This is a genomic window from Hydrogenophilus hirschii (genome assembly GCF_054656675.1).
In genome coordinates this window covers 199701-218270 of record NZ_BAAHXQ010000002.1, presented here as the reverse complement: position 1 = coordinate 218270, position 18570 = coordinate 199701, and the positions used below count along the sequence as shown (strand labels likewise).

Annotated in this window: 20 protein-coding genes; 8 read left to right on the top strand and 12 right to left on the bottom strand. The window is 63.2% G+C overall.

Annotated elements, in window-relative coordinates:
- Positions 1-46: 46 nt before the first annotated feature.
- Complete coding sequence (locus ACYQ4Z_RS08125; protein ID WP_459860629.1) at positions 47-1195, top strand: PQQ-dependent sugar dehydrogenase; 1149 nt, start codon at positions 47-49, stop codon at positions 1193-1195.
- Here the strand turns inward: ACYQ4Z_RS08125 and sbcB are convergent.
- The 12 genes from sbcB to tolQ all read right to left on the bottom strand — a co-directional run bounded on the left by sbcB (position 1167) and on the right by tolQ (position 12389).
- Entirely contained in the window at positions 1167-2690 is a 1524-nt protein-coding gene (sbcB, locus tag ACYQ4Z_RS08120; protein WP_459860628.1) for an exodeoxyribonuclease I, read from the bottom strand. The two genes, ACYQ4Z_RS08125 and sbcB, sit on opposite strands and share 29 nt — an antisense overlap.
- Positions 2691-2814: 124 nt before the next feature.
- Positions 2815-3315: a VOC family protein gene (locus ACYQ4Z_RS08115; RefSeq protein WP_219972162.1), complete on the bottom strand. Its 501-nt coding sequence runs from the start codon at positions 3313-3315 to the stop codon at positions 2815-2817.
- Positions 3316-3337: 22 nt separating this feature from the next.
- Positions 3338-4093, bottom strand: coding sequence for a response regulator transcription factor (locus tag ACYQ4Z_RS08110; RefSeq protein WP_219972161.1), 756 nt, complete (start codon positions 4091-4093; stop codon positions 3338-3340).
- Positions 4090-6144 carry a PAS-domain containing protein gene (locus ACYQ4Z_RS08105; RefSeq protein ID WP_459860625.1) on the bottom strand — a complete coding sequence of 685 codons (2055 nt, stop codon included), beginning with the start codon at positions 6142-6144 and terminating at the stop codon, positions 4090-4092. The genes ACYQ4Z_RS08110 and ACYQ4Z_RS08105 overlap by 4 nt, the downstream gene beginning before the upstream one ends.
- A gap of 6 nt (positions 6145-6150) precedes the next feature.
- A complete protein-coding gene (queC, locus tag ACYQ4Z_RS08100; RefSeq protein WP_119335703.1) occupies positions 6151-6846 on the bottom strand; it encodes a 7-cyano-7-deazaguanine synthase QueC in 696 nt (231 codons plus the stop codon).
- The gene (queE, locus tag ACYQ4Z_RS08095; RefSeq protein ID WP_459860623.1) at positions 6843-7490 is read right to left on the bottom strand and encodes a 7-carboxy-7-deazaguanine synthase QueE; all 648 of its coding nucleotides are present in this window, start codon (positions 7488-7490) and stop codon (positions 6843-6845) included. The genes queC and queE overlap by 4 nt, the downstream gene beginning before the upstream one ends.
- On the bottom strand, positions 7487-8287 hold the full coding sequence (gene ybgF / locus ACYQ4Z_RS08090) for a tol-pal system protein YbgF (RefSeq protein ID WP_219972157.1): 801 nt from the start codon (positions 8285-8287) through the stop codon (positions 7487-7489). The genes queE and ybgF overlap by 4 nt, the downstream gene beginning before the upstream one ends.
- Positions 8288-8306: 19 nt before the next feature.
- Positions 8307-8831: a peptidoglycan-associated lipoprotein Pal gene (gene pal / locus ACYQ4Z_RS08085; RefSeq protein ID WP_219972156.1), complete on the bottom strand. Its 525-nt coding sequence runs from the start codon at positions 8829-8831 to the stop codon at positions 8307-8309.
- Positions 8832-8868: 37 nt separating this feature from the next.
- Positions 8869-10137, bottom strand: a complete 1269-nt coding sequence (gene tolB, locus ACYQ4Z_RS08080) for a Tol-Pal system beta propeller repeat protein TolB (RefSeq protein ID WP_459860621.1) — start codon at positions 10135-10137, stop codon at positions 8869-8871.
- Positions 10138-10207: 70 nt separating this feature from the next.
- Positions 10208-11248, bottom strand: a complete 1041-nt coding sequence (locus tag ACYQ4Z_RS08075) for an energy transducer TonB (protein ID WP_459860744.1) — start codon at positions 11246-11248, stop codon at positions 10208-10210.
- A 10-nt stretch (positions 11249-11258) separates the two neighbouring features.
- The gene (locus tag ACYQ4Z_RS08070; RefSeq protein WP_459860620.1) at positions 11259-11699 is read right to left on the bottom strand and encodes an ExbD/TolR family protein; all 441 of its coding nucleotides are present in this window, start codon (positions 11697-11699) and stop codon (positions 11259-11261) included.
- 24 nt (positions 11700-11723) lie between these two features.
- Positions 11724-12389 (bottom strand): protein TolQ, encoded by a 666-nt coding sequence (gene tolQ, locus ACYQ4Z_RS08065; RefSeq protein ID WP_459860619.1) that lies wholly within the window; start codon positions 12387-12389, stop codon positions 11724-11726.
- A gap of 106 nt (positions 12390-12495) precedes the next feature.
- Between tolQ and ACYQ4Z_RS08060 the strand changes: the two genes are divergently transcribed.
- The 7 genes from ACYQ4Z_RS08060 to ACYQ4Z_RS08030 all read left to right on the top strand — a co-directional run bounded on the left by ACYQ4Z_RS08060 (position 12496) and on the right by ACYQ4Z_RS08030 (position 18543).
- The gene (locus tag ACYQ4Z_RS08060) at positions 12496-13593 is read left to right on the top strand and encodes a hypothetical protein (RefSeq protein ID WP_459860617.1); all 1098 of its coding nucleotides are present in this window, start codon (positions 12496-12498) and stop codon (positions 13591-13593) included.
- Between the two features lie 20 nt (positions 13594-13613).
- Positions 13614-14153 (top strand): ATP-dependent protease subunit HslV, encoded by a 540-nt coding sequence (gene hslV, locus ACYQ4Z_RS08055; RefSeq protein ID WP_119335709.1) that lies wholly within the window; start codon positions 13614-13616, stop codon positions 14151-14153.
- Positions 14150-15532 (top strand): ATP-dependent protease ATPase subunit HslU, encoded by a 1383-nt coding sequence (gene hslU / locus ACYQ4Z_RS08050; protein ID WP_219972152.1) that lies wholly within the window; start codon positions 14150-14152, stop codon positions 15530-15532. Before hslV ends, hslU begins: the two co-directional genes overlap by 4 nt.
- 53 nt (positions 15533-15585) lie before the next feature.
- Entirely contained in the window at positions 15586-16479 is an 894-nt protein-coding gene (locus ACYQ4Z_RS08045; RefSeq protein ID WP_119336161.1) for an AEC family transporter, read from the top strand.
- A 74-nt stretch (positions 16480-16553) separates the two neighbouring features.
- Complete coding sequence (locus ACYQ4Z_RS08040; RefSeq protein ID WP_219972151.1) at positions 16554-16934, top strand: hypothetical protein; 381 nt, start codon at positions 16554-16556, stop codon at positions 16932-16934.
- Between the two features lie 55 nt (positions 16935-16989).
- Positions 16990-17754 (top strand): class I SAM-dependent methyltransferase, encoded by a 765-nt coding sequence (locus ACYQ4Z_RS08035; protein ID WP_219972149.1) that lies wholly within the window; start codon positions 16990-16992, stop codon positions 17752-17754.
- A 99-nt stretch (positions 17755-17853) separates the two neighbouring features.
- Complete coding sequence (locus ACYQ4Z_RS08030) at positions 17854-18543, top strand: nucleotide-binding protein (protein WP_119335713.1); 690 nt, start codon at positions 17854-17856, stop codon at positions 18541-18543.
- Positions 18544-18570 lie beyond the last annotated feature (27 nt).

Here is an 18570-nt window from a genome sequence, read left to right as displayed (position 1 = left end):
TCAAGGCAACCCGCCGCGTTGCCCGCTATTGTCCGCGTCGTCGTTTATGTCCTCCCCCTACGCGCTCCCCGCAGAACCGCTCGCCCCACCGCTCACCGCAGTTGCTCCGCCTGCGGTTGCGATCGAAACGGTAGCAAGCGGCTTCACCCATCCGTGGGCGGTCGCGTTCCTTCCTGACGGAACGTTGCTCCTCACCGAACGCCCCGGGCGCCTCGTTCATTTCGATCCCCGAAGGGGTCAACGGCACACGGTTACCGGTGGGCCACCGGTTTTTGCACAAGGTCAAGGGGGATTGCTCGACTTGGTGCTTGCGCCCGATTTCGCCACGAACCGCACCCTCTATTTCTGCTTCGCCGAACCGGTGGGCAGCACACACGCCCGGACCGCCGTAGCACGCGCCGTAATGACGCCCGACAACCGCGCCCTCACCGACGTGCGCATCCTCTTTCGCCAGGAACCCCCACTGCCTGGCGAACTCCACTTCGGTTGCCGCCTGCTCTTCGAACCCGACGGCAAAGCGCTGCTGGTCACACTGGGCGAGCGCTACCAGGCGCGCAATGAAGCCCAGAATCTCACCAACCATCTGGGAAAAACGGTACGCATCGACCCAGAGAACGGGGCCGGTCTGATGGGGCGATTTTGGCAGGAGCGGTGCCAACGCGGTGACCGCAACGCGTGCCACGCACAACCCGAGATTTTCACTTGGGGCCACCGCAACGTGCAAGGCGCCATTTGGCACCCGGGCGCGAACCAACCGTGGATCGTCGAACATGGCCCGCAGGGGGGTGACGAACTCAACCGCCTCACGCCGGGCGGAAACTACGGTTGGCCCCACTATACCTACGGCGAGGAGTACGGCGGTGGGCCCATCGGCGAGGGGAAGGTCCACCCCACTCCCTACCAACCGCCACTCATCCACTGGACCCCGTCGATCGCACCCTCGGGGATGGCGTTCCTTGCAAGCGACCGGTACGGGGTCGAATGGCAAGGAGCGGTGCTCGTCGGCTCGCTCAAGTTCGGTGAGGTGCGCTGGCTTCAGACGGTGTGCGACCGCGTTTTGCACGAAGCGATCCTTCCGGTCGGAGCGCGGGTGCGCGACGTCCGAGTAGGTCCAGACGGGTTGGTTTATCTCCTCACCGACGAAGCAAACGGCAAATTGCTCCGCCTCACGCCTCAACCGGCGGGAAAGCCGTAGCTGCCGAAGCGACGGCTTCGCAATCACACCTTGCGCTAGCTTCGGTTTCCCAAGACGCCAATTCCGCCCGCCGCTCTTCGGAAAGGGCGGCAGCGGCTTGCGCAAACCGTTCGCGAAAGGTTGCCCGCGAAAGCGACGCCCCCGCCGCGCCGTGACAGACGCGGGCACAGCGTAACTGCGTCCAACGCGTCGCGTCGTCGTCGGACAACGATTCGGGGTACCAGCGTGCGCGCATACGAAACGCCAGTTCGCGCAACGTCGGCTGCTCAAGCGCCGTTTCCAGCGTCTGCATTGCCGCGGCGTCAGGCCCACTGTCGGGTGCCGCCTGCCACGCTGCGGCCAAGCGCGCGCGATCGCGCGAACTGGGAAAAGCCCCGTAGAGCGCGATTTCGGGATCGCGCGTCTGGCCGATGAACTCCGCTTCGCCCCGTGCGAGCAACGCCGCCGCTTTCTCATGCAACGCGTCCCGGTAGCGCTGCGCCACGGCAAACTGCGATTGGATCGCGTCGAGATCGAGCCCGAACCGCGCCGGATCGGTTGCACCGATCGCCGCCCAATTGGCGAGCATCGGCGTTTTCTTCACCGAAATCGTCCGCACGGGGGAGCGATAAGCCGATTCGGGCAGCGACACTTCGGGACAAAACCGCCATGCATGCAGCGTCTCCAGCGGTGTCTCGAGAAAACGCGCCACCGGTTCGCGCAGATCGAGCGTCAACCATTCGTTGCGCCGCCCCGGGCGTTTTCCCAACACGACCACCGGACTCAAATGCCCTTGACTTGCCGGAACGAACGGCGAAATCAACCACAATGGCTCACGGGGCGCGCGCGCACTCAGGAGCGCATCGACCCGCGCGGGCGTGCGCAAACCGAGTGCGTACGCAAAGAGTCTCGGTTGTCGCGTGCGAACCAAGTTCGCGAGCGCAATGAGTGCCAACACGTCGGATCGGGCATCGTGGGCGCGGGGTTGCGCGATCGCGTTTGCCGCTGCCAGGTCTTCGAGCTTGAAACTGGGTGCTTCCGGATCGTCGGTGCGAGAAGGCCATTCGATGCCTTCGGGACGAAACGCGTATGCAAGCCGCAACACGTCCAGGAGATCCCAGCGGGAGGTGTCGAGGCGGTTTTCATGGGCGAACGGGTCAAGGAGATTGCGATGCAAGAGGTAACGCAAACAGGCGTCGTCGAAACGGACGTTGTTGTACCCAACCCAGCAGGTGCCCGGTTGGCTCAAGACGCGAAGCAACTGCGCGGCAAATGCCGGCTCTGTAAGCGCGTCGTCGCGTGCATTGACCAACGGCGGCGTAAGCCCAGTCACTGCACACGCGACCGGATCCGGAAGGAAATCGGGTACGGCCCGACAGTACCAAACTTGTTCCTCGAGGATCTGCGTGCAGGTTGCATCGGTGCGAATCGCCGCACACTGCGCGATGCGCGTCGTCGCCGGGTCACTGCCGTACGTTTCGAAATCGTACCAGAGAAAGGTTTCGGGGTCGTTCAACGGGAAAGTTCTTTGCACTCAGAGCAACGTTATATGTGAAGCGCCGACGGTCGAGCCGCACCTCGACGCGAGCTTCACCCCCTTCGTAGATGACAACGGCAGGCGCTGTCTTCATGCGGTCTAACTAGCTGAAGGAAACTGCGCCAGCGAACCGCTCGAACGCCGCAACGACCTCCGGCGGCGCCTGAACGAGTTCGATCAACACCCCTTCGCCGCTGATCGGCGCCTCGTCGCTCCCCTTCGGATGGATGAAACAGATGTCGAACCCCGCTGCCCCTTTGCGGATCCCGCCCGGCGCAAAGCGCACCCCTTTCGCGCTCAGCCAGGCGACCGCTGCGGGCAGGTCGTCGACCCACAGCCCGACATGGTTGAGCGGGGTCTGATGGACTGCGGGTTTCTTTTCGGGATCGAGCGGCTGCATCAGATCGACCTCGACCTTGAACGGGCCACTACCCAGCGCAAGGATCGCTTCGTCGACGTTTTCCCGCTCGGAGCGGAAGGTTCCCGTGATCGGCAGCCCGAAACACTCAACCCAGAGTTTTTCGAGTCGGGCGCGATCGAGCGCCCCCAATGCGATCTGCTGTACGCCCAAGATGCGAAATGGTCGTTGCTCCGTTTGACTCATGATGGACTCCTATCGAATACGCTCACGATGCTGCTTGCCACGTGACGGGTAGCGCGAAGAGGTAACCGGCGCCATAAACCGTCTTGATGATTTTCGGCGCGTGGGGGTCGTCCCCCAGTTTTTTGCGTAGGCGAGAGACCCGCACGTCGATACTGCGGTCGTAGGCTTCGAGCGCGCGCACGCCAGCCAACTGTTCGCGCGAGAGAATGCGGTTGGGTTGCCGCAGGAAACGGAGCAAAAGCTCCGCTTCGGCGGTCGAAAGGGTCAGCGGCTCAGTGTCGTCGCGGACCAACGCGAAGGTAGCGGCATCGAAACGCCACGCGCCGAAGTGCGCTACCTGTCGTTCGTCCGCGGCGTTCGTAGCTGCTATCGCGCCAGGCGTCGCAGCCCCCTTCTCGCCGCTTCCAGCAGCCTGGTAGCGCCGCATCACCGTTTTGGCCCGCGCGGCAAGTTCACGCGGGTCGAAGGGTTTCACCAGATAGTCGTCGGCCCCCAGTTCGAGGCCGAGCACCCGGTCGGCCACCGCGGCACGCCCGGTGAGGATGATCACCGCGCAAGGGTAGCGGGTCTGCAGTTCTCGCAACAGGTCTAAGCCGTCGCGGTCGGGTAGTCCAAGGTCGATGATCGCCAATTCGGGCGGGGTGGTTTCACAATGCGCCAGTGCGGCCTGCGCAGTGCCAACCAGGGTCACCGCAAAGCCGAACGGTTCGAGCGCCCGGGCGATCAATTGCGCGACGTCGGCTTCGTCCTCGACGATCAGCGTGGGAACCGCGCTCACCGCTTCTCCTCCGGCGTTACCGTTTGGGCCACATGGGCGATGGTAACCGATCGCAGCGCTTCGGCCAACGCCGCTTGGCTTACCGGTTTCGCCAACGCCGGAACATCGGGTAGTGCTGGGGCTTCGTGCCAATAACCGCTCACCAAGACCGCAGGCAACCCCGGGCGCACCGTCCGCGCCCGGGCAATCAGGGTGCCGCCGTCGCACCCGCCCGGCATCACCGCGTCGGTGACTATCACGTCGATCTCCGCAACGTGTTCGATGAGCTCGAGCGCTTCGGCACCATTTTCGGCTTCGAGCACGCGGTGCCCCAGGCGCATGAGCATCTGACGCAAAAGGTGGCGGACCTCCGGTTCGTCTTCCACGAGTAGCACCGTAAGGGCGCACGGCGCGGTTTCGGGTTTCGCGGCAGGCCCAGGGTCGCTGGATGGCGCAGGCGGTTCGCACTGCGGCAAGACAAAGGTGACCGTCGTACCAACCCCCGGCTCGCTGCGGATACGAATCGCGCCCCCCGACTGGCGCACGAAACCGTAGACCATCGCAAGCCCAAGGCCACTACCGCGACCGAAGGGTTTGGTGGTAAAGAACGGTTCGAACGCGTGCGCGAGCACCTCCGGCGCCATCCCGCAGCCGGTGTCGATTACGTCGAACTGCACGTAACGCCCTGGCGTAAGGCCGTAACGCTCCGCCAAATCGGCAAAGATTTCGCACGGCAACACCCGGATCGTCAGGGTTCCGCCTGCTGGCGACATCGCGTCGCGCGCGTTGAGTGCCAGATTGAGGAGCGCATTTTCCAATTGGTGGCCGTCGGTATGGGCGTAGAGCGGCGCTTCGGGCAAGCGCAGGTCGAGCGTGACCAGTTCGCCCAAGGTTCTGGCAAGGAGCACTCCCAACCCCCGTACCCGCTCGCCCACCTCCACCGGCGCCAGAGCCATCGGCTGCCGCCGCGAGAAGGTGAGCAAACGCTTGACCAGATCGACGCCGCGGCGTGTCGCGCGAACCGCTGGCGCGATATGTTCGCGCGCCAGCGACGCCAACCCGCGCGCGGTCAGTGCTTCGTCGAGCGCCTCCAGGTTGCCGAGGATGATCGTCAGCAAATTGTTGAAGTCGTGCGCGATGCCGCCGGTGAGCTGCCCCACCGCCTCCATCTTCTGCGCCTGGATGAGCGCCTCTTGTTGCGCCCGCTGCTCCGTGATATCGAACGAGAGTACGAAGAAACCGACCACCTCCTCGCCCCGCTTTTCCGGAACGACGGTACTGCGGGCAAAGACCCGTTTGCCATTGGCGCGGGTGCGGTGGTATTCGTAGGTGACCCGCTCCCCGGCAAGCGCCCGCTCGAGATGGGTTTCGATTTGCGCATAGGCTTCCGCCCCCACCACCTCGGCGATCGTCTGCCCGACGATCGCCTCGGGCGTCGTCTCGAACCATTCGGCGTAGACGCGGTTCGCGTAGCGGTAGCGTTGGTCGCGATCGACGTAGGCGACCATCGCTGGGATCGAATCGAGGATCAAGCGCAACCGCGCTTCCGAATAGGCCAGCGCCTCTGCGGTGGCTTCGAGCTCTTGCTGCGCTTCCCTGAGCTCGCGGTAGGCGCGCGCCAGCTCCGCAGTCCGTTCCTTGACGCGCGCCTCGAGCTGCAGGTTCTGCTCTTCGATCAGCCGTTCGTTGCGCCGCAGTTCGGTGATGTCGGTCCAAAGGGAGACGAACCCAAGGTTGGGGATTGGGACGCCCCGCACCGCGAGAATTTGACCGTTGGGGCGTTGCCGTTCGAAATAGTGGGGTTGAAACGAGCGCGCTGCCGCCATCCGTTCCGCGACCAGCTTTTCGATCTCGCCGTCTCCATACTCCCCCCGCTCGGCGTTGAAGCGCACGAACGCCTCGAAAGGGGTCCCTTCACGGACCAACTCCGGCGGAAAGTCGAGCAAGCGGGACAGGGCCTGGTTCCACGCAACCAGTTTCGGTTCGGCGTCGAAAACCGCGATCGCCTGATCGAGGAGGTCGAGCCCCGCAAGCAACAGATCGTAGCGACGACGATCCTGGGGCGAGGGCATCGGGCGTCACCCCGTCTGGTAGTGGGTGGGATCGGGGACGCCAGCCGCAGCAAAGCCCGCGGCACGCAGACGGCAGGAATCGCAGCGGCCACACGCGCGCCCCTCGGCGTCGGCCTGATAACAGCTCACCGTGAGCCCATAGTCGACCCCGAGCGCCACGCCGCGACGGATGATCTCGGCCTTGGAAAGGTAGAGCAACGGGGCATGCACCCGATAGCGCGCCCCCTCTACCCCTGCTTTCGTCGCCACGTTGGCCAGGTGTTCGAACGCCGCCAGGAACGGCGGACGGCAATCGGGGTATCCCGAATAATCGACGGCGTTCGCGCCGATGAAGAGATCGGTGGCGCCCACCACTTCCGCCCACGCGAGCGCCAACGCCAAGAGCACGGTATTGCGCGCCGGGACATAGGTGATGGGGATCGTCGTGCGCGTCGAGCCGTCTTCGGGTACCGCCAACGCGGCATCGGTGAGCGCCGAGCCGCCAAACGCATCGAGTGAGGCCTGCGCGATCCGATGCTCGACTACCGCAAACGCACGCGCCACGCGTTTCGCTGCGGCGATTTCGGCGGCGTGCCGTTGCCCATACGCGACGGTGAGCGCATAAAGCTGGTAGCCACGCGCTGCGGTTTCGGCAAGCACCGTCGTCGAGTCCAACCCCCCGGAAAGGAGCACCACGGCTTTGGGTTTCGTGTACCCGGTCATCGCCCGCGCTCCTCACCCCACAAAACCTTGTGCAATTGCAGCTGAAACCGCACCGGCAGCTTATCGGCAACGATCCACTCTGCCAACTGGTGTGGCGGTAAAGCGTTGGCCACCGGCGACAAGAGCACGGCGCACCGTTCGGTGAGCCGATGTTCGGCAATCACCATTTTCGCCCATTCGTAATCGGCACGATCGGCGATCACGATTTTGATCTCGTCGGTGGGTTTGAGCGCAACGAGGTTCTGCCAAAGGTTCTTCTCGTGCTCTCCCGAGCCGGGGGCTTTGAGGTCCATCACCACGGCAACGCGTGGATCGACGTCGGCAATCGGCAACGCACCGCTCGTTTCCAACGAAACGTCGTATCCCGCGTCCGCAAGCGCACGCAGCAGCTGATGTACCGCCGGTTGCGCCAACGGTTCGCCACCGGTGACACAGACGGTACGCACACCGCGTGCGCGCACTTCGGCAACCACTTCGGATACCGTTTGCCGCAAGCCACCTTGAAACGCGTAGGCGGTATCGCACCAGTGGCAACGCAGCGGGCAGCCGGTCAGCCGAACGAAGGTCGTCGGCAAACCAACACGCGACGACTCCCCTTGAATCGACGTGAAAATCTCGCTGACGCGCAGCACCGCTTCACTCATCGCCCCAGCCGCTCGCGCGCGATCTTACCCGCTGGCGTGTTCGGATAGCGCTCGACCAGACGATTCAACATGTCGTTGGCCTCTTTACGGTCGCCCAGACCTTGCAGGGCATTGGCCAATCCCAGCATCGCGTCGGGAACGAGCTCGTGCCCCGGGTGGTCGAAGACCACCCGCGCGAAATGTTGCCGCGCCTTATCGTACTGTTTGAGTTGCAACGCGGCCGTACCGGCCCAAAAGCGCGCTTCGACCGCTTGCGGGTCCGACGGATAGCGAGCCAGGAACGTCTCGAAATCCTTGAGCGCCGCGTCCGTTTTCTGCGCTTGCAGTTCGCGCAACGCTTGTCCAAAGAGCGCTGCCGCCTCGGCGCGAGACGGTTGGGGCGCGGTCGCACCAGAACTGGCAGCGGGGGCCACCGCTGTGCCACCACCAGCGCCCCCCCCGATCTCACTCGATGGCGCGCCGGAAGCTGGCGGCGCCCCAAACGACGCCCCTTCGCCACCAGCCAACGCGCGCAACCGTTGATCGAGATCGAGGTAAAAATCTTTTTGCCGCTTCTCGAGTTGTTCCAGGCGGTAGCGCAGCTCTTCGATCGCCCCTTGCAGTCGGGCTAGCTCCTGCTGCCGAGCGTTTTCGCGGTTTGCTGCGTCGAGCGCGAGACGGTTGACCCGCTCCTCGAGCGCCTGCACCTGCCCCTGTAGGGCTTCGAGCCGTTTGGCGTCGTCACCGAACAGCGCCCACGCAGGCGACAGGTTCGCCAACGAGAGTGCGAAGACTATTCCCCACCGTATCGCGCGCATACGCTAGACTCCTTTGGGTTCAAAACTCCCCTTCGTAGAGGATATCGGCACGCCGGTTCTGTGCATAGCACGATTCGTTCCGTTCCGTACAGACCGGTTTCTCTTCGCCCAAGCTCACCGCTTCGATACGCTCGGCCGCAACCCCGAGTGCTGCAAGTGCCTGCTTTACCGCTTCGGCACGTTTTTGTCCCAGCGCCAGGTTGTATTCGCGACTCCCTCGCTCGTCGGCGTTGCCTTGGATCAGCACTTTGACCGTCGGGTATTTCTGCATCAGTTGTGCGTGCGCCACCACCAGCGACTGGTACTCGGGCTTGATCTCGTAGCGGTCGAAATCGAAATAGATGCTGCGTTGGTGCGCAGGATGGGCTGGATTCTTGATCTCCGCCAACAGAGCCTCGGACGGAGAACCGCTTGCAACCGCAGATGCAGCCACATCGCGATCAGACACCCCAACATTACCCTCTTCGGTTGGTGTCGAAGAACAGGCTGCCAAAACGGCCGGTGCAACCATAACCACCATCCACTGGCGCAGATGAAGACCCATGACAAGCTCCTTTCGTTGAACAGGTTGAAGACAATTTTTAACGTGGCAAACGCCCGCACGCAGGTTCCCGCACGTCGGCACCGGAAGCGCTCAAACGCAAACGCACCCGGCCGTCGGTCGAAACCGCAGCCAAAACCCCTCGGCCACCGACCTCGGTGGCATAGACGATCATATGACCCGTCGGGGCGAACGCGGGCGATTCGTCCCGCTCGGAATCGGTCAGGATTTGCCGATAGCCCGTGGCCAAATCGTGGTAGACGACTCGGAACCGCCCGTCGATTCGGGTGATATAGGTGAGGGCGCGTCCGTCGGGGGAGACGTCCGGGCTTACATTGTAGCTGCCCTCGAAGGTGATGCGCTGCGCGTCGCCCCCGGTGGCTGGCATGCGGTAGATCTGAGGCGACCCACCGCGATCCGAGGTGAAATAGAGCCATTGCCCATCGGGAGAAAAGACCGGTTCGGTGTCGATCGAACCGGAACGCGAAACGCGAAACGCCCGATTGAGCGTGAGATCGAGCACGTAAATCTGCGAAATCCCATCCTGGGTAAGCGTCACCGCCAATTTGCGCCCATCGGGCGACCAGGCAGGCGCCGAGTTCGAGCCGCGGAAATTGGCCGCGACCCGCCGCCTGCCAGTTGCCACCTCATGGATATAAACCACCGGCTTTTTGTTTTCGAACGAAACGTACGCAAGCTGATGCCCGTCGGGCGACCAGGAGGGCGAAATGATCGGTTCTGGAGAAACCAGCGCCGTTGCGGCATGGCTGCCGTCATAGTCACCGATCTTGAGTTCGTAACGGTTTCCACTCTTGACGACATACGCCAACCGCGTCGTGAAATACCCTGGCACCCCGGTCAATGCTTCATAGATCAGGTCGGCGATGCGATGCGCAGCGGCGCGTAATTGCCCTGCGTTGAACTGCACCACCCGGTTGGTCAATTCGCTGCGCCGCACCGTATCGAAAAGACGGAGGCGCGCTTCCCAAACCCCCGGTGCCGTCGCATAGACCGACCCCGCAAGCACCGCTTCGGCACCTCGTTGCGTGAGCGCGGCATAGTCGGGAATCAGGTCTTCCGGAACCCGCATCCAGCCGACATCGACCACGCGGAAAAGTGCGCTCCGCTCGAGGTCGGAACGGACGATCTCAGTAAGCGATTGCGGGAGCGCCTCTTCGTTTACCAAGTAAGGAAGGGCCACCGCGATCTGCCGGCCGCTCGAGCCAGTGATTTCGATCGCGAGCTGAGCCATAGCGACCTGAATGCCCAGCCACCAAAGCATCATCAAACAGGCCAGAGTGCGCATCATGCCGACCATCGGTACCTCACCGGTATCCCTCGAAACAGAACGAGATATTATAGCGAAACCAAGTACATTGTCACTGTGCCAGCGGCCGCAGAATCAAACGCAGCTCACGGGCGAAAAGACGATGATCCGGTGGAGTCGGCAACGGACTCGCAGCGCGGATCGCTCGTTCGAGCGCCACATCGAGCGCCGCAAACCCCGACGAGCGCACCAGACGCACCTCAACGACCGTGCCGTCGGGCAGTTGCACCACGTCGAAAACCGCTTCCGGATTCCCAACGACGCCAGGCGGCACTACGACGTGTTGGCGCACTTTGGCGCGAATCGCATCGATATAACTGGCCCGCGCCACTTCGCTGATCCCAGACGGCGCCCCACTGCGCCCCTGGGCAAGCGCCATCAACCGCTCCCGAACTGGATCGGAATGCGGTGACTCCGCCTGCGGCGGTTTCTGTTCCGCAGCCAGACGCCGCTGCACCAGCCGCTGAAAATCGTCTACCGGCTCTGGTTTTGGCTTCGGCTTGGGCTCTGGCTTCGGTTTGGGTTCCGGCCTAGGCTCTGGTTTTGGCTGGGGCTCAGCCTTAGGTTCCGGCTTAGGCTCTGTTTTCGGTTCTGGTTTTGGCGTAGGCTTCGGCTCTGCCTTCGTCGCCTGCGGCTCCGGTTTCGGCTCCGGTTTGGGCATTGGCTTCGGTTCCGCTTTCACTGCCATCTGCGGCTCAGGCTGCGGCTGCGATTTCGGCACCGGTTTTGGTTCTGGCTTCGGTTCTGGCTTCGGTTCTGGCTTCGGTTCCGGCTTCGGTTCCGGCTTCGGTTCCGGCTTCGGTTCCGGCTTCGGTTCCGGCTTCGGTTCCGGCTTCGGTTCCGGCTTCGGTTCCGGCTTCGGTTCCGGTTTCGGAGTAACGCGCGCCGCAGCACCATCCCCTGGCGTCACTGTCCGCGCCCGTTCCGTGGTCGCAGCGATCGGCGCCACCAAATCGACCACGACCGGTGCGGGCGGTGCGCTTTGCCAGTCGAGCGAAACGAGCAAAACCGCTGCGAAAAAGAGATGGACGGCCATCGCCAGCGTCCATGCCAGCGCGCGACGAAAGCCATCAGAACGGCGCAATACGTTCATCGTCAACGGATCATGACGCCGGCCGCGGGGCGGCGTCTTTCCTACCTTCGCCGGTGCTCGTCTGCAGCCCGACACGCGCAAATCCGGCGCCACGCAGGCGATCGAGCATCCCCATCACGGTTTCGTACGTCACTCGGCGGTCCGCCGCAATCACCACCGCCAAATCGGGGCGCTCCGCTTGTAACGCGCGCAAGGCGCGCAACAGCGCGAGCGGCTCCATCGCCACTTCTGGGGCCGTTGCGGTCTTTTTCAAGCCGATCGAACCGTCGGCGCGGATCACCACCACCGCGGCTTCCGAGGTCGGTGCGGGAAGTTGCGCGACGCTCGGAAGCTGCACCTCCCCCAGTTGGATCATCGGCGCGGTGACCATGAAGATCACCAGCAGCACCAGCATCACGTCGATGTAGGGCACGACGTTCATCTGGCTCATCAACGCCCGTCGACGCGCCATCGCTTCGCTCCCTTGCCTGGCTCGTCAACGCCCGATTTGGCGTTGCAACAAATTGGTCATCTCGTCGATGAAGGTTTCGATTTTCACCGAGAGCCGCTCGATATCGTGGGTGAAACGGTTATACGCGATTACCGCAGGAATTGCGGCAAAGAGACCAATCGCAGTGGCGATCAGAGCTTCGGCAATTCCCGACGCCACGTGGGCGAGCGTTGCCGTCGTCATGTTCGCCAACCCGCGAAACGCGTTCATGATGCCCCACACCGTACCAAACAGGCCGATGTACGGCGACACCGACCCGACCGAAGCCAAAAAAGCCAGATGCGCTTCGAGTGCGTCCAACTCGCGCTGATACGCCACCTGCATCGCACGCCGAATACTGTCGATCGCGCCGCCGCGCTCCCTTTGCCGCAGCCATTCCCGATACCCTGCCAGAAAAACCAACTCCATCGGTCCAGCCTGATCGAGCCGCGCCTCCACCCGTTCCGCCAACTGATCCAAACGGGCTGCGTTCCAAAACTGCACCTCGAACCGCTGCGTGGCGCGACGCGCCGCACGAATGTGCAACATTTTGAGGAAAATCCAATACCACGAAAGCAGGGAAAGCCCCACGAGCAGCGCCATCACCAGCTGTACCGGAAGGCTTGCCTGCAAGACAAGGTGAGTAAGCGAAAGATCGGCGGTTTGCGACATCGTAACCAAGAAGGCGAAGACAGAGAGTGTGCAATTATAGCAAAGAAAGCTCCGTCTTTGCTACTCCACTGGCGTCTCTCCCCTTGCTCGTGCTAGGATTGTGCGCATGGATGGGTTTGCCACGAACGGATGGGCGCTCGGCGCGCCGCCCCCCTACCTCACCGCGCTCGCAGAGGGCGTGGAAGCGATCGTTCGTCTTTCCGCAACGGAAACCGAAGCGATCGCCCTCGACATTGCCAATGGCAATACCGCCAGTGCATGGGCACTTCTCAAACCCCGTATCGCTGCGAAAACCGAAAACCACGCGTTGTGGCAACTGGCCTATGAACTGCTGACGCTCGACGGATCCGCGGAAGCGCTGGAGCAACTCTCGGAACACTACGCAGCCACCTTCGGCGAACTGGCCCCTTTTGCACTTACCGCGGCTGACACAGCGCAAACCCACAGCGAGCGACGAAGCTGGATCCGGTGGCCGGCGGAGTTGAACGCACAAAACGCACACGATTTCGTCACCCACTGGCCCAACAGCCCGACGCTCCACTTCGACCTTTCGGACGTACACACCATCGCTTCGGAAGCCGCAGCGGAACTGACGCAGGCGCTCGCCGAAACGCTGCGTGCGGGAAAGCGACTGCGCTGGCGCGGCCTTGACAACGGCATCTTGGTGTTGCTATCCCCGAACACCCTTCTGCATACCCCCGAAGAGATCCAATTGCTGCTGCTCTGGCTCAGTGCCGCGAAGCGGGAAGAGGAAGCCGAAGCGCTCGCGCTCGAATACGCGCTGCGCTTCGACAGCACCCCACCCGATTGGTGTTTCGATCGCGTCGCCAACCAGAGCGCCGACGAACCAGAAACAACGCAACCTGCCCTAGAAACGGACACCGCGACCGACCACCTCGTGGTCTTACCGGCACAAATGACCGACCACCATGTCACCGTCCTGTTGAAGCGGATCGGTGACGCGGCGGTCACCGGAGACCTACCACTCAACTGCCAGGCACGGCGGCTCCAGACGTGGCCGTTTCGCAGCCTCGCGCGCTTTGGCCACCTCATCCGCCGGCAAGTCACGCCCCGTCTTTCGTCCACCGCGCAACCCGTTCTGCGGCTCCTTCACGCGCCGCTGTGGCTCCAATTGGTCGTTGCATTGGCCGGCCTTGCACCATTCGTGCAATTCGCCGACAATAACGCCTCTACTTCTCGTTGAACCCACCAAACCGTTTCACTATGTCCACCACACTCCACGGCACCACGATCGTCGGCGTGCGCCGCAACGGTCAAGTCGCACTGGGCGGCGACGGCCAAGTCACCCTTGGCGCGATCGTCGTCAAAGGAACCGCTCGCAAAGTCCGCACCCTCTACCACGGTAAAGTCCTAGCCGGCTTCGCCGGCGCGACGGCGGACGCCTTCACCCTCTTCGAGCGCTTCGAAGCGCAACTCGAAAAACACCAAGGGCACCTCCTGCGCGCCGCAGTCGCGCTCTCCAAAGATTGGCGCACCGACCGCGTCCTGCGGCGACTCGAAGCGATGCTCGCGGTGGCCGATCGCGAACACCTCCTCATCCTCACCGGTACCGGCGACGTGCTCGAACCCGAAGACGACGTGGTCGCGATCGGCTCGGGCGGCGCCTACGCGCTCGCCGCTGCGAAAGCGCTCCTGCGTCACAGCGAGCTTTCGGCACAAGCGATCGTCGCCGAAGCGCTCAAGGTTGCCGGCGAAATTTGTATCTACACCAATGAGAACCACGTGATCGAGGTGCTGGAATGAGTGACAACCCGCTCACCTGTCGTGCGATCGTCGCCGAACTGGACAAATACATCGTCGGGCAACACGCGGCGAAGCGCGCGGTCGCACTCGCACTGCGCAGTCGCTGGCGGCGCGCCCGGGTTCCGGAGCCCCTACGCCACGAAATCACGCCGAAGAACATCCTGATGATCGGCCCAACTGGTGTCGGAAAAACGGAGATCGCACGCCGCTTGGCTCGGCTTGTGCAAGCGCCGTTCGTCAAAATCGAAGCGACCAAATTCACCGAAGTCGGCTACGTCGGCAAAGACGTCGATACCATCATCCGCGACCTCGTCGAAGTCGCGGTCAAAGAGGAGCGGGAACGCGCCATCGCCGCGGTCCGTGAAAAAGCACAAGCCGCGGCAATCGAGCGGATCCTCGATATCCTCCTTCCGCCCCCCCGCAAAGAACCCGAACCGACCGGGCTCGCCGCCCTCTTTGCCAACGCAGCCGACGAAACCGCCGTACCTCCTCCACGGGAAGAGAGCGCAACGCGCGCCAAATTTCGCGAAAAGCTGCTTCAGGGCGCGCTCGACGACAAGGAGATCGAGGTCGAGGTGCGTGAAGCGGCACTCGCGGCGCACGTGATGGGGCCTCCGGGCATGGAGGAGATCACCGAACAGCTGCAAGGGCTCTTCCAAGCGATCGGCGGCAAGAAAAAACGGCGCAAAATGACGATTGCCCAAGCCAAAGCGGCGCTCACCGAAGAGGAGGCCGCAAAACTCCTCGACGAAGAGGAGATCAAGCGCCGCGCGATCGCGAACGCGGAACAAAATGGCATCGTCTTTCTCGACGAGATCGACAAAGTCGCAGGCTCCGACGGCGGACGCGGCCCCGACGTCTCGCGACAAGGGGTGCAGCGTGACCTCCTGCCGCTCGTCGAAGGCACCAGTGTCACCACCAAATACGGTACGGTGCGCACCGACCACATCCTCTTCATCGCCTCTGGGGCCTTTCACCTCAGCAAACCCAGCGACCTCATCCCCGAACTGCAAGGGCGGTTCCCAATCCGCGTCGAACTCGACCCGCTCACCGTCGACGACTTCGTCCATATCCTGACCCGAACCGAGGCGAACCTCATCACCCAATACCAGGCGCTGCTCGCCACCGAAGGGGTCACGCTCACTTTCACCGACGCTGCGGTCCGCCGCCTGGCCGAAATCGCCTGGCAAGTGAACGAACGCGTCGAAAACATCGGCGCACGCCGCCTCTACACCGTGATGGAAAAACTGCTCGAAGAGATTGCGTTCCTTGCGGGCACCCCGGAATGTCCCAATGCGGTGACGATCGACGCACCGGACGTCGACCAACGCCTGAGCGATCTCGCGCAGAGCGAAGATCTCGCGCGTTACGTCCTGTGACGCCCCGCCCTACGGTTTTGCCACTGCGTTCGTGACAGCAGACGGCGATGGAACTGGCGAACCGGATCGTTGCGATCCTCTTTCCCCTGTTTGCGATCGTCGCTCTGGGGATCTGGGTGGGCGCCCGACAACGCCCGGAGATGGGCGTGGCGAACCGCCTCAACATGGACGTTTTCGTTCCGGCGCTTGTTTTTCATGCGCTTGCGAGCAAACCGATCGTCTGGTCGCAGTTCGGTCCGTTGGCGCTCGCGGCCCTCGTGCTGGTGATCGGCTCGGGCGCCGCCGGCTGGCTCTTGGCAAAAGCGATGCGACGTCCAGCGCAGACCGTCGTGCCGCCGATGATGTTCAACAACTGCGGCAACCTGGGCATTCCACTTGCACTCCTTGCGTTTGGCGAAAGCGCCGTACCCGCTGCCGTCACGCTCTTTTTGGTCAGCAACCTGCTCCACTTCTCCTACGGCGTTTGGCTGCTCGACCACCGCTTCCGTTGGTGGCAGGTGTGGCGGGTTCCGGTGGTGCTCGCCTCGTTCGCCGGCGTTGCGGTGGGTATGAGCGGTGTCACCTTGTGGCCACCGCTACAAACCGCGATCGAGATGGTGGGGCAGATCGCGATCCCATTGATGCTCTTTGCGTTGGGGGTGCGCCTTGCCACCGCGCAGATCACGGCGTTCGTCGACGGATTGATCGTCGCGATCGCCCGCCCGCTTGCGGGAATGGCGCTCGCGATCGGCGTTTTGTTCGCAGCAAACGCATTGGGTCACCCCTTCTCGCCACGGGACGCCGCGCAAATCCTCCTGTTTGGCGCGCTCCCGCCAGCGGTCCTCAACTACCTGTTCGCGGAACGCTACCGCCAAGAGCCTGAGATCGTCGCCTCGATGGTACTCGTCGGCAACGCCGCGGCGCTTGTCGTGTTACCCTTGGCGTTAGCGCTGGTCCTTTCCTACTGAGGAACCACATTGCCTTTCTTCGCATTCGCTTCTATACTGGTAATAGCCACATCCATTTCTTTCGGGAGCGAACCATGTCCATTGCTGGTTTCGGAATCATCGGTCCAACGGGCGAGCGACTCAGCACCTCGGCAGCGTCGCCAGCGGAGGTGCAGCGCCTCACGCAACCGCAACCCGGAAATCCAAATCCGACCGTTGGCCAACCGCCACCACCCCCCGTAAACGAACCGACCCAAGCACCGGCCAGCGTTCGGGTCTCCCTCTCGGCGGCTGCACAGCAAGCCACCGCCGGTGCGCCTACCCCACCCCCCAACAGCACAACGCCTCCGACACAACCCGAAGCGACCCAGACGCCGTTTGCGGTGCAGCGCGCCCAGAACCTCTATGCGCTCAACACCAACGCGCCAGTCAGCGTGAATGACACCACCCAAAATGGCGCGCAAACGCTGCGCTGACGCGCGGCTCCACCCCAGCATCCCCTTCTGACAAAGGCGAACCGCACGCTTACCTATGACCCTTTCGCTCCATGCACTCCCCCCCATTGCCAAAGCGCTCCTCGCGCAACTGGGGGGGTGGCTGCTTGCCTACGTCTCAGCGCGTCTGGGTGCGCTGGGCGAAAGTGGACTCTCCCCGGCCTGGATCATCACCATCCAAGCCGCCGGCGCTGCGGGCATCGCCTGGCTGCTTGCGAGCGACCGCTGGTGGATCCCGATCCATCTGGCCTTCATGCCCGCGATCATCGCCGCGCAACGGCTTGAGATCGCCCCCTACTGGTACCTCGTGGCATTCGTGGCGTCTTGGTTGATCTTTCGCAACACCATCCGGACGCGCGTACCGCTCTACCTCTCCAACGCGCAGGCGGTCGAGGCGATCGCGGAGCAGCTCCCCACCGATCGCCCCTTTCGGTTTCTCGACCTGGGGAGCGGCACCGGTGCGCTCCTTCTGCCGCTTGCGCGCCGCTTTCCCAACGGCATCTTCGTCGGCATCGAAAGCGCGCCGTTGCCGCTTTGGTGGGCGCGCTGGCAAGCGCAGGGACAACCCAACCTCGTTTATCGCAGCGGCGATATCTTTGCCGAATCGTGGCAGGGGTACGATTTCGTCTATGCATTCCTTTCGCCTGCACCGATGGGTCGGGTGGCGCGCAAAGCGCGCAAGGAACTGACGCCTGGCGCGGTGCTGATCAGCAACTCTTTTCCCCTGCCCGATCGGGAACCCGGCCGGGTTCAACCGCTCGACGAGGCCGGACGACGCACGCTCTATTGGTACCCGTTCTGATTTGCCCCGCTTTTTCCCCACTTTTTCGCTCAAGAACCGACCTCGGTTGCCGATAGTCTACGCAGAAGCTGTGACGACGAACGGAGAGGAGCCGCGGCAATGGCCATTTTGATCGCGATCATCGGCAACAAAGGCGGGACCGGCAAAACCACCCTGTCCCATCTGCTCTGCCACGGTCTGGGGTTGCTCGGATACAAATCGGCCTGTATCCTCACCGACACCGCGCGCGAACCGTTGAGCCCCGAAGGGCGCCGCTACGTCATCGCCGACGCCCGTTCTGCGGCAACGCTCGAACGGATCGTCACCAAGCTGCGCACGCTCGACGATTGGGTGGGCGTGCTCGACGGCGGCGGCAACCGCCCCGAAATCGACAAACGGCTCTACGGTATCGCAGACCTGGCGCTCCTACCCTTTCGCGAATCGGCCGAGGACATCCGTACGGTGATCCGCGACCTCGAACAGTACCCCCGCGCGTACGCCGTGCCGTCACAGTGGCCGGTGAGCAACCGCTGGCAGCGCCAGGCCGCGGACAAACTGGTCGCGCAGATGATGGGCCCGTACCGACACCGAATTTTGCGGCCTGTTCCTGCACTTTCGGCCACCAAGCTGCTCTTGCTGAAGCAGATCCCTGCGCATCTGCCCACACCACTCAACAACGCAGCGCGACAATTCGCGCGCCAAATGGTCGAACTGCTCGCGCTCACGGAGGAAACGCCCGAAACCGTCGAATCCGACACGCACGAATACCGCATTCCGGAGGAAGAGATGCCGTTGCGCTACCGCCGCTGACCTGACTGGTGTCAACGGCGTGCCTCT